Origin of the sequence: Streptomyces sp. NPDC058665 (assembly GCF_042714995.1) — a bacterium.
Taxonomy (GTDB): Bacteria; Actinomycetota; Actinomycetes; order Streptomycetales; family Streptomycetaceae; genus Streptomyces.
In genome coordinates this window covers 15,931-29,929 of sequence record NZ_JBHXRX010000033.1, presented here as the reverse complement: position 1 = coordinate 29,929, position 13,999 = coordinate 15,931, and the positions used below count along the sequence as shown (strand labels likewise).

Genomic DNA, 13,999 nt, shown 5'->3' with positions numbered 1-13,999 from the left:
CAGCCTAACCTCATTTGAGGTGAAGCACCCTTGTACCCACGAAGGAAGCCGATGTCCACAAGTTCAACCAGGCAGATGACCGGCCGACCGGGAAGCGGTTCCCCGGAGACCCTGCTCGGGGTGGCCGACCGTCTCATGGACCTGCACCCGGGCTACCGGGTCGAGATCGTCGGAGGCTCCATCAGGATCGCCCCACTCCCCGACCCGGGTCATGCGAGGACCCTGAGCGACCTCATGTTGGCGTTCACTGCGGTGGAGTTGCACGGCGACACGTCGGAGGTTCTCCAGGCCATCGGTCTCTGGCTGCCGACCGGTCCCGAAGACTTCGCGATCCCGGACCTGTCGGTGGTCGACAGCGGTCTCGAAGACCACCGGGTCCAGTTCAACTGCTATGCCCCGACCGCCTTCCGGCTGGTCACCGAAGTCACCTACCTCAACTTCCAGCAGGACCTGCGCGACAAAGTCACCGCCTACGCCGAGGCCAAGATCCCCGTCTACGTGATCGTCGACCGCAAGCACAACCGGTTGCACGTCCTGACCGACGCCGTTGGGGCCGACTACGTCAACCACCGCATCCACGCGCCGGGCGAGCAGATCGTCCTCCCCGAGTCCATCGGCGCTGAGGTGAAGCTCGATGTCTCGGCCGTGCTCCGGGCCGGGGAGCGCAAGAGAACCACCTCATAGCCCGGGTTGAGTACGGCGTACCCAACTGTTCTCCCGCCGATTACGCTGACGCCATGACGACCACGGACAGCAGCGGCAGCGGCGACGTGCCGCGCAGCCTGGAGCTCCTCTGGGGCACTGGGGAGCGGGCGACCCGAGGGCCGAAACCAGGGCTCACGCTCGACCGGATCGTCACCGCCGCCATCGAACTCGCCGACGCCGAAGGGCTCGCCGCCGTCTCGATGCGCAGGCTCTCCACCGAGCTGGGCGCCGGGACCATGTCGCTCTACCGTCATGTCCCCGGCCGGGCCGAGCTCGTGGACCTGATGCTGGACCGTGTGCAGGGCGAGACCGCCCGTCCGTCCGAAGCGGCACCCTCAACTTCCGGCTGGCGCGAGACCGTCGAGACCGCCGCCCGCGCGGAACTCGCCCTCTACCAGGCCCATCCCTGGCTCCTCTCCGTCAACCAGACCCGGCCCGTCCTCGGCCCCGGCGCGGTCGGCGGCATGGAGGCGATGCTCGCCGGGATCAAGGACATGGGGCTGACCGACCCGGAGTTGATCTCCGTGATCATCATGGTCAGCGGGTACGTCTCCGGGGTCGCCCGGACCCAGGTGCACGCGGTCGAGGCACGGACGGCCACGGGCATCAGCGACGACGAGTTCTGGCGGGCGCAGGAGCCGGTCCTGGCGGCGGTGATGACCAGCGGGCGCTATCCGCTGATGGCCGGGCTGTCGGCGGAGGCGTTCGGCCCCGGCTTCGACCACTTCGATTTCGGTCTCCAGCGCCTGCTCGACGGGCTGGCGGTGCTGGTGGAGCGGCGCACGAATCCCTAGGGCATGCGTCAGTCGCCGCCCCGTCGGCGCCGGAAGCCGAGGAACAGCACCGCCGCGCCGATGAGTACCACCGCGCCGATCGTGACGTTCCCGCCGTCCCCCGCGATGCCGTCCTCACCCGCGCTGCCGTTGCCCGCGCTCCCGCCGCCACCGGACGAGCCGCCGCTCTCCTTGATGTCGACGCGCTCGACCTCGCTGCGGGTGCCCTCCGTGCCGAACATGAGAGCCGACCCGTCCAGGGTGTACGACACCGACTCCGCCTGCCCCTGGATCGGCGCCCGGACGCGGTGGTCCGCGCCGAGGCGGCCGTCCTTCCAGGCGTAAGCGCGTGCGCTGAAGTACGAGCGCAGCACCAGTTCCTTGCCGTCCGGCGAGAACGCGCCGTCCGTCACCCAGGGCACCTCGCCGACGCGCGTGAAGGTGTTCGTGCCGTCGGGGGTCAGTTTCGCCGGGCCCTCGTAGAGGCCGCCGCCGTCCTCGTTCTTCGAGGCGATGTAGACGCGGCCGGTGACCGGATGGACCATCAGTGCCTCGGCGTCGCGCGGGCCGTCCGCGTACTTCACGGTGTACTGCGTCGCGTCGACCGTCTGGTCCGCGAGCCGCTTCGGCTCAGGGAAGCGGTAGATCCAGACGTGGTCCCAGCCGCCGCCCAGGTTGTCGCCGATGTCACCGACGTAGATGGCGCCGTCCGCGCCGACGGAGATCGCCTCCATGTCGCGGGGCTCCCCGACCCCGCGCATGGTGATCGTCGCGACGGTCTCGCCGGTCCGTGAGTCGACGCCGAAGATACGGGGCTTGTCCTGGTCGTTGTGGGTCCAGTAGACGCCGGGGTGCGCGCGGCTGGCGGCCAGCCCGCTGGACTCGGTGATCCGGGGGTCGGCCATCCGGAAGGTCCGGTCGGGGTCGGCGGCGGGCGCGGCAGGGGCGGCGGGCGCGGCGACGGCCGCAGGGGCGGACAGCACGAACACCGCCGCCGTGATCGCCGCGCCGACAAGACGTACGGACGGACGCAGGCCCTTGGCCTTGCGCGTGACCTTGCCGTTGACCGTGACCATGGTCCAAGACTGCCATCTTCCCGGGGCCCGCCAGGTCCTGTCCGGTGGATCTTCGCGGATCAGCCCGGGGCGTCTGGTGCGGTGCATCGCAAGGCGGAGGATCGTCCGCGTACTGGATGTACTCGGACGACTCCGACAACGCGGCGAGGCGCCGTGCCAGGGGCTCCGGGCCCGCGAAGATCCACCGGACAGGGCCTAGGGCCGCCCCCCGGCGATCGGGGATGATGTTCCGATGCGTTTCATGTTCGTCGGCGACTCGATGACCATCGGCCGCGCCGGCGACTTCACCTGGCGCTACCGGATGTGGCAGCACCTGAACGCCTCGTACGGCGCCCCGTTCACGATCGTCGGCCCGCGCACCGCCCTGTACGACACCCACACCGACGCCCCGGTCTCGCACGCGTACGGCGCCCCCGACTTCCCCGCGCGGGCGTGGGCACATCTCGCCGGCTGGGGCGAGGGGTGGCAGCACATGGCGCCGGTGATACGCGAGGCGGTCGCCGCGCACCGCGCGGACGTCCTTCTCGTCTCGCTGGGCCTGATAGACCTCGGCTTCTACACGGACAGCGGTCAAACGGCCCTGTACGCACGGGAGTTCATCGCCGAGGCGCGGGCGGCGAACCCGCGGGTCCGGTTCGTCCTGCTGCCCGTCATCCCCAACGTACGGGCCGGGACGGACCCGGCTTTCGCCGCCGATGTCGACCGCTTCAACGAGCTGCTGGCCGAGGCGGTCACCGATCTGGACGACCCGGCCTCGCCCCTGCTTCCGGCCACCCGCCCCGCGTCGTACGACGTCGGGCGCGACACCTACGACGGCACGCACCCCGGCCCTTCGGGTGAACACCTGATCGCCGGGGCGTTCGCCGACGCGATGCACGGGGCGTGGGGGCTGGGCACGCCATATGCCCTCACGTCAGGGCGAGTTGGGGACCGAGCGGCGCTCGGGTGAGGCGGCCGGTGAATGGACGGGTCCCCGAATGGGCGGGCAGAGCACGTACGGCGGGCGCCTCACTCCCGCCCCAGCGGCCTCCCGCACCCACCGCAGACCACCACCCCGGGCTCGTCGTTCAGCCGCCCGCACTCCTCGCAGACCAGCTCCAGCATGCAGGGCGGCTCGCCGCCCTCGTCGCGTCCACCGTCCGGCATCGCCGCACCGTCCTGTCCTGACCGCTCGTCGTCCTCCCCAGCTTCCCACCCGCGGCCGGATTTCGAGGTCTTGCCTGGAGCGCGCTCGAAGGCGTTGGCTGTTGAGCCATGAAGTACACGCAGCTCGGACGCACCGGACTCAAAGTCAGCCGACTCGTCCTCGGCACCATGAACTTCGGCCCTCTCACCAACGAGGCCGACAGCCACGCCATCATGGATGACGCGCTCGGCGCCGGCATCAACTTCTTCGACACCGCCAACGTCTACGGCTGGGGCGAGAACAAGGGCCGTACGGAGGAAATCCTCGGCACCTGGTTCGCGCAGGGCGGCGGCCGTCGCGACAAGGTCGTGCTCGCCACCAAGGTGTACGGCAACATGGCCGCCGACGGCGACGCGTGGCCCAACCACGACAAGCTGTCGGCCCTCAACATCCGCCGTGCGGTGGACGCCAGCCTCAAGCGGCTCCAGACCGACCACATCGATCTCTACCAGTTCCACCACATCGACCGTGCCACCCCGGTCGAGGAGATCTGGCAGGCGATCGACACCCTGATCCAGCAGGGCAAGATCCTCTACGCGGGTTCGTCGAACTTCCCCGGCTGGAAGATCGCCCAGACCAACGAGACGGCCCGCCGCCTCGGCTCGTACGGCCTGGTCAGCGAGCAGTGCCTCTACAACCTCGCCGAGCGCCGCGCCGAGATGGAGGTCATCCCGGCCGCGCAGGAGTACGGCCTCGGGGTCATCCCCTGGTCGCCGCTCCACAGCGGGCTCCTCGGTGGCGCGATCCGCAAGGAGCGCGAGGGCGGCGCCGGAAAGCGTTCGAGCGGCCGGCTCGCGGACACGAAGATCCGTGAGCAGGTGCAGGCGTACGAGGACCTGCTCGCCAAGCACGGCATCGAGCCGGGCGAGGCGGCGCTGGCCTGGCTGCTCACCCGCCCCGGCGTAACGGGCCCGATCGTCGGCCCGCGCACCGCCGAACAGCTGGAGTCCGCGCTGCGCGCGGTCGAACTGGAGCTCTCGGACGAGGTGCTGGCGTCCCTGGACGAGATCTTCCCGGGCACGGGCCCGTCGCCGGAGGCCTTCGCCTGGTAGCCGAGGTCCCGCTCGCCGGGCGGGCCGCGCGTTACGGTGCGGCCCGTCCGGCGAGGGACGTGCCTCAGCCGAACGCCGCCGTCACGGCGACGATCACGAACAACAGCACCAGCGCGGCGGCCATGATCCGGTTCCGGGTTTTGGGGTCCACGCGTCGAGGTTAACGGCCGTCGGCGACCGGCTCGGCGGCGGGCCTCGTGGTGGGCCTCGCCGTCGGAAAGCGCGCCAGCGTCTCGTACCGCGGCTGCTCGCCCGGCACCCCGTCCACGGGCAGCCGGCTCTGTACGAGCGCCAGCTCCCCGACCTCCCAGGGGGTGCCGTCGAAGCCGTCGAGGGCGGTCACGTACGGCCTCAGATCGGTCTCCGTCCGCGAGCGCGCCACGGTCAGATGCGGATGGTACGCACGGTGTTCCTCCATCGGCACCCCCGTGCGGTTCGCCGCGGCGTACGCGCGTTCGGACAGCCGCCGCAGCTCCGCGATGCCCCCGGCGGCGCCGGCCCACAGCGCGCGCCCGCCGAAGCGCCCGCCGCCGTGGAGCCGCAGCGAGAACGCGTCCGTACGGTGAGCGGCCCGCCCCAGGCGCTCGGTCAGCTCGGGCAGCAGCCGGTCGTCCACCTCGCCCATGAAGGCGAGCGTGAAGTGCCACCCTTCCCGCCCGGTCCACCGCAGCCCGTCGGCCCCGGGCAGCCCGCGCACGCGCTGGTCGAGGGCGTAGGCGAGTTCGTCGGCGGCGGGGGCGGGCGGGAGTACGGCGGCGAAGAGACGCATACGCAGAGTCTGGCATCCCGGCGTGACCCGGTCACCGTGAGTATCGTTGTACCGCGCGGCTGCCGAATTTCCTACGGCAGCGGGGAGGAGCGCCACCGGTGACCATCGCACTTGACGACGACAGGACCGACATGGCCAGTGACGAGCTCAGCTTGGACGATCTGTTCGAGCGACTGGAGCGAATGCCTGTCCCCGAGGGATACAAGGTCGAGATCGTCGAGGGAAGCATCTTCATGTCGCCGCAACGGGACACCCATTGGGAAATCACCGCGGTGCTCTTTGAGCAACTACGCACCACGTACCCACGCAATCGGATCAAGTCCGATGTCCGTATCGATTTCCCGGGGCACCTCAACGGCTTCGCCTCCGACATCACCGCCCTGTCGAAGGACGCCGAAATGGACGAGAGCGGGCGGTGGAACTTCGAGGACATCGAGTTCGTCGCAGAGGTTCTCTCGAAGGGCACCGCCGTCAACGACTACGGTCCGAAGAAGACCGCGTACGCCACCGCCAAGGTCCCCGCCTACCTGGTCGCGGACCCGTACGTCGGCCGATGCCACCTCTACACCGAGCCGAAGGACGGCGAGTACCACTCGCACCTGACCGTCGACTTCGGCAGCGAGATCGATCTGACAGCCACGGGCCTCGATCTCACCCTGAAGACCGACGAGTTCCCCCGCGACTGACCCCCCTGGCGGCAGCCGCGCCCCCACTCACGCCGCCGTCGCCAGCTTCTCCCGTGGTACGAACGTCACACGCGGGCGTCCCCGTTCCATGCCGATCTTGACGCGCAGGCCGCCCGCACGGGCGAGCATCACTCCCACGCCCACCGCCGCGAGCGCCGCGACCGCGCCGCCGGCAGCGAAGCCGACCCTGGGGCCGTAGGTGTCGGTGATCCAGCCGACGAGCGGGGCGCCCAGCGGCGTACCGCCCGTGAAGACCATCATGAACAGGGCCATCACCCTGCCGCGCATGGCCGGGTCGGTGGTCATCTGGATGCTGGAGTTGGCGGTGACGTTGACCGTCAGTCCGCACATGCCGACCGGCACGAGCAGCGCGGCGAAGATCCAGAACGTCGGTACGAAGGCGGCCACGATCTCCAGCACACCGAAGAGCACCGCCGCCGCGACGAGCAGCCGCATCCGGGAGGTGCCCCGGCGGGCGGCGAGCAGGGCGCCGATGAGGGAGCCGACCGCCATCAGGGTGTTGAGCAGTCCGTACGTACCGGCGCCCGCGTGGAACACGTCGTCCGCGAAGGCGGACAGCCAGATCGGGAAGTTGAAGCCGAACGTACCGATGAAGCCGACCAGCACGATCGGCCAGATCAGTTCGGGTCTCCCGGCGACGTAACGCAGCCCTTCCCGCAGCTGTCCCTTGCCGCGCGGGGTGCGCTCGACCTTGTGCAGCTCGGAGGTGCGCATCAGCAGCAGGCCGGTGAGCGGCGCGATGAAGGAGAGTCCGTTGAGAAGGAACGCGTAGCCGCTGCCGACGGCGGTGATCAGCACACCGGCGACTGCCGGGCCCACGAGCCGGGCCGACTGGAAGTTGGCGGAGTTCAGACTGACGGCGTTACGCAGCTGGTCGGGGCCGACCATCTCGTGCACGAACGACTGCCGCGCCGGGTTGTCGACCACCGTGACCAGACCGAGCACGAAGGCCGTGGCGTACACATGCCAGACCTGGACCTGACCGGTGAGGGTGAGGGCGGCGAGTGCGAGGCCGGTGATGCCCATCGCGGCCTGGGTGCCGAGCAGCAGGGTGCGCTTGTTGCACCGGTCGGCGATGACACCGCCGTACAGACCGAAGAGCAGCATCGGCAGGAATTGCAGGGCCGTGGTGATACCGACGGCCGTGGAGGAACCGGTGAGGGTGAGCACCAGCCAGTCCTGGGCGATGCGCTGCATCCAGGTGCCGGTGTTGGAGACGACCTGTCCGGTGGCGAAGAGCCGGTAGTTACGGATCCTCAGCGAGCTGAACATGCTCGTGCGGGTCTGTGTCTGTTCGGTCCCTGGGGTCGGTTCAAGGGGGTCGGGGGTGGTCGGTGCGGGGGCGGAGTCTGCTCCGGATCCCGTACTCAAAGTTGGTTCGCCTCCTCGGTGTTGACGGCGTACTTCGGACGATGACTACACCTGCGCGAGCTACAGGTGCGCGAGCTTCTCCAGCACCGGCGCCGCCGCGCGGAGCTTGGACCATTCGTCCTCGTCCAGCCCTTCCGCCATCGCGGTGAGCCAGGCGTTCCGCTTGCGGCGGCTCTCTTCGAGCATGGCCTCGGCCTGCTCGGTCGAGGTGACCACCTTCTGCCGGCGGTCGTCGGGGTGCGGTTCGAGCCGTACGAGTCCCTTGGCTTCGAGCAGAGCCACGATGCGCGTCATCGACGGCGGCTGTACGTGCTCCTTGCGGGCCAGCTCGCCGGGTGTGGCGGAGCCGCAGCGGGCAAGGGTGCCGAGCACCGACATCTCGGTCGGACTCAGGGACTCGTCGACGCGCTGGTGCTTGAGGCGCCGGCCCAGCCGCATGACCGCCGAGCGGAGTGCGTTCACGGCGGCCGCGTCGTCGCCGTGGGAGAGATCAGCCATGTTCCTTAGCCTAACTCATTACTTAAGCTAAGGAAAACCGAAAGCACCCCTCCCCCACCAGGACGCACAGATCCCACACATCAGGGAGAGGCAGCTCACTCGAACGAGTGAGGAAAGCACGGAAAGTCACCCAAGGCCCGACACCCGCCCCCGACGCTGGTCGGCATGGGATCAACAGTGCTCAGCCTGCGGATAGACGGTGAGCTGCTCGACCGGCTTCGGCAGCACGCCGCCAGACGCGGAATGAACGTCCAGGACTACGTGGTCGGGACGCTCATGCGCGACGATTTCGACGAACGCTTCCGGGTGTCCGTCGACGAGACGGAGAAGTTCTACGGCGCCGCGTGACGGACGCCGTGGGCCCACCGCGTACCGGTGTTACGTCAGACCCAGCGCCGGCATCGCGTAGTAGAAGACGAACACCGCCGACACGACGTACATCGCCACCGGCACCTCGCGACCCCGGCCCGCCACCAGCCGCAGCAGGCTGAAGGAGATGAAGCCGACGCCGATGCCGTTGGTGATGGAGTAGGTGAACGGCATCGTCACCATCGCCAGGAACGCGGGAACGGCGACGGTGTAGTCGTTCCAGTCGATGTCCCTGATCGACCCGGCGAGGATCAGAAAGCCGACCGCGAGCAGCGCGGGCGTCGCGGCCTGGGACGGGACCATCGTCGCGATCGGCGTGAAGAACAGCGCGAGCCCGAAGAGCGCGCCCGTCACGACGGACGCCAGTCCGGTCCTCGCCCCTTCGCCGACACCGGCCGTGGACTCCACGAAGCAGGTGGTGGCGGAGGACGAGGTCGCGCCGCCGGACGCGACGGCGATGCCGTCCACGAACAGCACCCGGTTGATCCCGGGCAGCCGCCCCTTCTCGTCCATCAGCTTCGCCTCGTCGCCGACGCCCAGGATCGTGCCCATCGCGTCGAAGAACGTCGACAGCAGCACGGTGAAGACGAAGAGGACGCCGGTGATGACGCCGACCTTCCCGAAGCCGCCGAAGAGGCTGAACTCACCGAGGAGTCCGAAGTCCGGAGTCGCCACGGGGTTGCCGGGCCACTTCGGGGTCGTCAGGCCCCAGCCCGGCACATCGGCGACCGCCTCGATGACGAGCGCGACGACCGTCATCGTCACGATCGAGATCAGGATCGCGCCGGGCACCTTGCGGATGATCAGCGCGAGCGTGAGCAGCGCGCCGAGCGCGAAGACCAGCACGGGCCAGCCGTTGAGATGACCGTCCGCGCCGAGCTGGAGCGGCACGGTGGTGTGGGCGGCGTCCGGGACCCGGGTCACGAAGCCGGAGTCGACCAGGCCGATCAGCAGGATGAAGAGGCCGATGCCGATGGCGATGCCCTTGCGCAGGCTGCGCGGTACGGCGTTCATCACCCGTTCCCGCAGTCCGGTCGCGACCAGCAGCATGACCAGGAAACCGGCCAGGACGACCATGCCCATCGCGTCGGCCCAGCTCATCCGCGGGGCGAGCTGGAGGGCGACGACGGTGTTGACGCCGAGCCCGGCGGCGAGCGCGATCGGTACGTTGCCGACGACGCCCATCAGGAGGGTGGCGAAGGCGGCGGTGAGAACCGTGGCGGTGACGAGCTGGCCGCTGTCGAGCTGATGGCCGTGGATGTCCTTCGCGCTGCCGAGGATGATCGGGTTCAGCACGATGATGTAAGCCATCGCGAAGAAGGTCGCGAAGCCCCCGCGCACCTCACGGGCGACGGTGGAACCGCGCTCCGAGATCTTGAAGAAGCGGTCGATGGCGACCGGAGCCGCAGCTGTGTCCGGGGAGGGCATGCGCAACCTCAGTCGTCGTGATCATGGGGTGTTCGAACGAACGGAACCGGCCGTTCGCAAAACCGTTTCAGTATGAACAGAGTGGCCGATGATCGCTATCTCCGCGCGTAGACCCTGCCGGGGCTGGGCCAGGCCGTGTCTGACCCCCCGAGGCAGCCGCCGCGCGGGCGCCCCGGAAGCCGCCGCATAGACTGGCGCCATGGCGAAGTGGACCCCGACGCATGAGGCACCCGAGCCCCTGGAGGGGCCGGTCGTCCCGACCATCGTCGGCGGCACCGTCATCTGGTTCGTCCTCTTCCTCGTCCAGCTCCCCTTCTACGGCTGGTTCGACGACCACGGACACACCTGGTGGGTGTGGACCTGTCTGGCCGGCGGCGGGCTCGGGCTGATCGGTGTCTGGTACGTCCGAAGGCGGGACGCCGCCATCAAGCGCGCGGCGGGCGCGAGCCACGGCGCGTAATGCTCTGGGTGGACTTCTCGCTCAACCCCTCGTACCTCGGTCGGATCTTCGGGCCCCCCGGCGGGTGAACGCCCCCTTCCGGCCGTAACGTCGATCTCATGACTGAGCGGGCGAAAATCGACACCGGCGGCGGCGAGCCACGCGACCCCACCGACCCGGGTGCGCGGCTCGGCCGGACGAAGGAGCCGCGCGGTACGTCCGGCGCACTCGGGCGCGACCCCGGACTGACCGCCGCCGAGGTCGCCGAGCGGGTAGCGCGGGGCGAGGTCAACGACGTCCCCGTACGCAGCAGCCGCTCCACCGTCGAGATCATCCGCGCCAACGTCTTCACCCGGTTCAACGCGCTCATCGGGGTGCTCTGGGCGATCATCCTCCTGGTCGCGCCGATCCAGGACAGCCTCTTCGGCTTTGTGATCATCGCGAACACCGGCATCGGCATCATCCAGGAACTGCGCGCCAAGAAAACGCTCGACAGTCTGGCCGTCATCGGCGAGGCCCGGCCGGTCGTACGGCGTGACGGCGTCGCGGCCGGGATCTCCACCTCCGAGATCGTCCTCACCGACATCGTCGAACTCGGCCCGGGCGACAAGGTCGTCGTGGACGGCGAGATCGTCGAGGCCGACAGTCTGGAGGTCGACGAGTCGCTGCTCACCGGCGAGGCCGACCCCGTCCTCAAGCAGCCCGGCGACACAGTGATGTCGGGCAGCTTCGTCGTCTCGGGCGGCGGCGCGTTCCGGGCGACGAAGGTGGGACGGGAGGCGTACGCGGCGCAACTCGCCGAGGAGGCATCGCGCTTCACGCTCGTCCAGTCCGAACTGCGCACCGGCATCAGCACGATTCTCAAGTACGTGACCTGGATGATGGTCCCGACCGCGATCGGGCTGATCATCAGCCAGCTCGTCGTCAAGGAGAACAACTTCAAGGACTCCGTCGCCCGGACCATCGGCGGCATCGTCCCGATGATCCCGGAGGGCCTGGTCCTGCTGACCTCGGTGGCCTTCGCGATCGGTGTCATCCGGCTCGGCCGCAAGCAGTGCCTGGTCCAGGAGCTGCCCGCGATCGAGGGCCTGGCCCGCGTGGACGTCGTCTGCCTCGACAAGACGGGCACGCTCACCGAGGGCGGCATGGACGTCACCGAGCTCCGGCCGCTGAACGGCAGTGACGAGTCGTACGTACGCACGGTGCTCGGCGCCATCGGCGCGTCCGACCCCCGGCCCAACGCCAGCCTCCAGGCGATCATCGACGCGTATCCGGACGAGTCCGGGTGGCGCAGTACGGCGGCGCTGCCGTTCTCCTCGGCCCGCAAGTACAGCGGCGCCACGTTCGAGGGCGACCCCGAGGGCGGCGGCGGGCCCGTCGGCTGGCTCCTGGGCGCGCCCGACATCCTGCTGCCCGACGGCGACCCCACGCTCGCCGAGATCGACTCCCTCAACGAGCAGGGCCTGCGGGTGCTGCTGCTGGCCCGTCTGGAGGGCGACACCGCGCTCGACGCGCCCGGCGTGACGGACGGCGCGGTGGCGGCGGCGCTCGTGGTGCTGGAGCAGCGGCTGCGCCCCGACGCGGCCGACACGCTCACCTACTTCGCCGACCAGGACGTCCAGGCGAAGGTGATCTCCGGCGACAACGCGGTCTCGGTCGGCGCGGTCGCGTCGAAGCTCGGGCTGCCGGGCGCGGACCGTACGGTGGACGCGCGCCGGCTGCCCACCGACCGCGACGAGATGGCGGGCGCGCTCGAATCGGCGTCGGTCTTCGGCCGGGTGAGCCCGCAGCAGAAGCGCGAGATGGTGGGCGCGCTCCAGTCGCACGGCCACACGGTCGCGATGACCGGTGACGGCGTGAACGACGTCCTCGCCCTGAAGGACGCCGACATCGGCGTGGCGATGGGCTCGGGGTCGGAGGCGACGCGGGCGGTCGCCCAGATCGTGCTCCTCAACAACAGCTTCGCCACACTGCCCTCGGTGGTGGCCGAGGGCCGCCGGGTGATCGGCAACATCACGCGCGTCGCGACGCTGTTCCTGACGAAGACGGTCTACTCCGTGCTGCTGGCCGTCCTCGTGGTGATCACGCAGGTGGAGTATCCGTTCCTCCCCCGGCATCTCACGCTGATCTCCACGCTCACGATCGGCGTCCCCGCGTTCTTCCTGGCCCTCGCGCCCAACAAGGAGCGTGCCCGGCCGAACTTCGTACGCAGGGTGATGCGGTACTCGGTCCCCAGCGGCATCATCACCTCCGCCACGACGTTCACGACGTATCTGCTGGCGCGCGACCACTACAGCGGGCCCGGCTCGCTGTCCGCCGAGACGAGCGCGGCGACGCTGACGCTCTTCCTGGTGACGATGTGGGTGCTGGTGATCATCGCCCGCCCCTACACCTGGTGGCGGGTGGTGCTGGTGGTGTCGATGGGGTTCCTCTTCCTGGTCGTGCTGGCCGTGCCGTGGCTCCAGCACTTCTTCGCGCTGAAGCTGGTGGGGACGACGCTGCCGTGGACGGCGGTGGCGATCGCGGGCGTGGGCGCGGTGCTGCTGGAAGTGGCGTGGCGGCTGGTGGACCGGAGATACCCGGCGTAGAAGTCCTGCGGTACGCGTACGTGAAGGGCCCCGCGCGAGGTGCGCGGGGCCCTTCGTGCCGTATGTGCGTCGCTATTACCGCACGTCGACGAAGTCACCGGCCGGGATGATCGCCGGGGTGGTGGACGTACCGGCGAAGTTCCAGCGCCAGTAGCCGTCCACGGTGGCCTTGGACGTGGTCTTCAGCGTGCCGGTGCTGGAGGTCTTGACCCCCTTGACCGAGGTGTAGGCGGTGCTGGTGCTCTTGCGGAACTCCAGCTTCACCGACTGGGTGGCGTAGCCCTTGTAGGTGCCGGTCTCCCAGTTGGCACGGGTCAGCTTGCCCGTGATCGTGATCGTGCCGCCCTTCGCCACCGGCTCGGGGGCCGCGTTGACGTCCAGCTTCGCCAGCCGCTGGAGGTTCGTCCTGCCGAACTTGTCGTTCTGCGCGCTGTAGGTGTCCTTCGAGGTCACCCAGACGCCTACGTTCCAGCCCTTGGAGTCGCTGTTGAGCAGCCACGTCGGATCGATCTCGATGGTCTGCGTACAGGTGGACGTGGTGGCGTTCGCCGCCACGCACGAGGTGGGCCCGGTGGAGCCGAAGCCGAAGGACTCCGGGTCGTCCACACTGGCGCCGGTCCAGATGATCGCGTCGGCGTCGGTGATGCCGGACGGGTGCGACGCGGTGATCGAGACGGTGACCTTCTTGACGGCCTTGGCGCCGACGATGATGGGCTTGCCACCGTTCACCACGGCCTTGCTGATCACCGGGGCCTCGCCGGCCTCGCCGCCCTCCCCGGCCCTGGCCTTCGGCGCGGCGGCCGGGCTCCGGTGCGTGGCGGAGCCGTAGGACGGTACGCCGGGACGGTCGTCCGCGGGCGCGGCCTGGGTGGCCGGCACGGCGAGAGCCGACAGAGCCAGGGCACCGGTCGCGACGGCAACAGTGGCGCGGATTCGCATGCTTTTCCCCATTTGTCAGTGAGCCTGTTGGCTCGCCTGGTCAGACGAGAAGCATGGGCCGATGGTTGTGTGCCGCGTGCCTTTTTCGTGAAGGTCGCA

15 protein-coding genes are annotated in these 13,999 nt (G+C 69.5%); 8 read left to right on the top strand and 7 right to left on the bottom strand.

Annotated features, from left to right (window positions below):
* Nucleotides 1-51 precede the first annotated feature (51 nt).
* Nucleotides 52-684, top strand: coding sequence for a Uma2 family endonuclease (locus ACFWV8_RS22140; protein WP_384204807.1), 633 nt, complete (start codon nt 52-54; stop codon nt 682-684).
* Between the two features lie 53 nt (nt 685-737).
* Nucleotides 738-1,499: a TetR/AcrR family transcriptional regulator gene (locus tag ACFWV8_RS22135; RefSeq protein WP_384204803.1), complete on the top strand. Its 762-nt coding sequence runs from the start codon at nt 738-740 to the stop codon at nt 1,497-1,499.
* Between the two features lie 8 nt (nt 1,500-1,507).
* On the opposite strand, the gene ACFWV8_RS22130 is transcribed toward ACFWV8_RS22135, so the two are convergent.
* Nucleotides 1,508-2,554: a WD40 repeat domain-containing protein gene (locus tag ACFWV8_RS22130; RefSeq protein WP_384204799.1), complete on the bottom strand. Its 1,047-nt coding sequence runs from the start codon at nt 2,552-2,554 to the stop codon at nt 1,508-1,510.
* Nucleotides 2,555-2,786: 232 nt separating this feature from the next.
* Between ACFWV8_RS22130 and ACFWV8_RS22125 the strand changes: the two genes are divergently transcribed.
* The gene (locus ACFWV8_RS22125) at nt 2,787-3,503 is read left to right on the top strand and encodes a GDSL-type esterase/lipase family protein (protein ID WP_384204795.1); all 717 of its coding nucleotides are present in this window, start codon (nt 2,787-2,789) and stop codon (nt 3,501-3,503) included.
* 59 nt (nt 3,504-3,562) lie between these two features.
* On the opposite strand, the gene ACFWV8_RS22120 is transcribed toward ACFWV8_RS22125, so the two are convergent.
* Nucleotides 3,563-3,700, bottom strand: coding sequence for a hypothetical protein (locus tag ACFWV8_RS22120; protein WP_329386243.1), 138 nt, complete (start codon nt 3,698-3,700; stop codon nt 3,563-3,565).
* Nucleotides 3,701-3,808: 108 nt separating this feature from the next.
* Between ACFWV8_RS22120 and ACFWV8_RS22115 the strand changes: the two genes are divergently transcribed.
* Nucleotides 3,809-4,792: an aldo/keto reductase gene (locus ACFWV8_RS22115; protein ID WP_384204792.1), complete on the top strand. Its 984-nt coding sequence runs from the start codon at nt 3,809-3,811 to the stop codon at nt 4,790-4,792.
* A 160-nt stretch (nt 4,793-4,952) separates the two neighbouring features.
* Here ACFWV8_RS22115 and thpR read toward each other — a convergent pair whose 3' ends face one another.
* On the bottom strand, nt 4,953-5,561 hold the full coding sequence (thpR, locus tag ACFWV8_RS22110) for an RNA 2',3'-cyclic phosphodiesterase (RefSeq protein ID WP_384204789.1): 609 nt from the start codon (nt 5,559-5,561) through the stop codon (nt 4,953-4,955).
* Nucleotides 5,562-5,665: 104 nt separating this feature from the next.
* Here thpR and ACFWV8_RS22105 point away from each other — a divergent pair, with 104 nt between their 5' ends.
* Nucleotides 5,666-6,247, top strand: coding sequence for a Uma2 family endonuclease (locus ACFWV8_RS22105; RefSeq protein WP_384205021.1), 582 nt, complete (start codon nt 5,666-5,668; stop codon nt 6,245-6,247).
* Between the two features lie 27 nt (nt 6,248-6,274).
* Here ACFWV8_RS22105 and ACFWV8_RS22100 read toward each other — a convergent pair whose 3' ends face one another.
* Both ACFWV8_RS22100 and ACFWV8_RS22095 read right to left on the bottom strand, forming a co-directional pair.
* On the bottom strand, nt 6,275-7,639 hold the full coding sequence (locus ACFWV8_RS22100; protein ID WP_384204785.1) for an MFS transporter: 1,365 nt from the start codon (nt 7,637-7,639) through the stop codon (nt 6,275-6,277).
* A 60-nt stretch (nt 7,640-7,699) separates the two neighbouring features.
* Nucleotides 7,700-8,137, bottom strand: a complete 438-nt coding sequence (locus ACFWV8_RS22095; protein ID WP_384204782.1) for a MarR family winged helix-turn-helix transcriptional regulator — start codon at nt 8,135-8,137, stop codon at nt 7,700-7,702.
* A gap of 165 nt (nt 8,138-8,302) precedes the next feature.
* Here ACFWV8_RS22095 and ACFWV8_RS22090 point away from each other — a divergent pair, with 165 nt between their 5' ends.
* The gene (locus ACFWV8_RS22090) at nt 8,303-8,485 is read left to right on the top strand and encodes a ribbon-helix-helix protein, CopG family (RefSeq protein ID WP_384204778.1); all 183 of its coding nucleotides are present in this window, start codon (nt 8,303-8,305) and stop codon (nt 8,483-8,485) included.
* Nucleotides 8,486-8,515: 30 nt separating this feature from the next.
* Here the strand turns inward: ACFWV8_RS22090 and ACFWV8_RS22085 are convergent, their stop codons facing one another.
* Nucleotides 8,516-9,934: an NCS2 family permease gene (locus ACFWV8_RS22085; RefSeq protein ID WP_384204775.1), complete on the bottom strand. Its 1,419-nt coding sequence runs from the start codon at nt 9,932-9,934 to the stop codon at nt 8,516-8,518.
* A gap of 199 nt (nt 9,935-10,133) precedes the next feature.
* Between ACFWV8_RS22085 and ACFWV8_RS22080 the strand changes: the two genes are divergently transcribed.
* Both ACFWV8_RS22080 and ACFWV8_RS22075 read left to right on the top strand, forming a co-directional pair.
* Nucleotides 10,134-10,394 (top strand): DUF2530 domain-containing protein, encoded by a 261-nt coding sequence (locus ACFWV8_RS22080; RefSeq protein WP_329386230.1) that lies wholly within the window; start codon nt 10,134-10,136, stop codon nt 10,392-10,394.
* A gap of 98 nt (nt 10,395-10,492) precedes the next feature.
* A complete protein-coding gene (locus tag ACFWV8_RS22075; RefSeq protein ID WP_384204771.1) occupies nt 10,493-12,961 on the top strand; it encodes an HAD-IC family P-type ATPase in 2,469 nt (822 codons plus the stop codon).
* 75 nt (nt 12,962-13,036) lie between these two features.
* Here the strand turns inward: ACFWV8_RS22075 and ACFWV8_RS22070 are convergent, their stop codons facing one another.
* Nucleotides 13,037-13,900 (bottom strand): DUF5707 domain-containing protein, encoded by an 864-nt coding sequence (locus ACFWV8_RS22070; RefSeq protein WP_384204768.1) that lies wholly within the window; start codon nt 13,898-13,900, stop codon nt 13,037-13,039.
* Nucleotides 13,901-13,999: the final 99 nt, after the last annotated feature.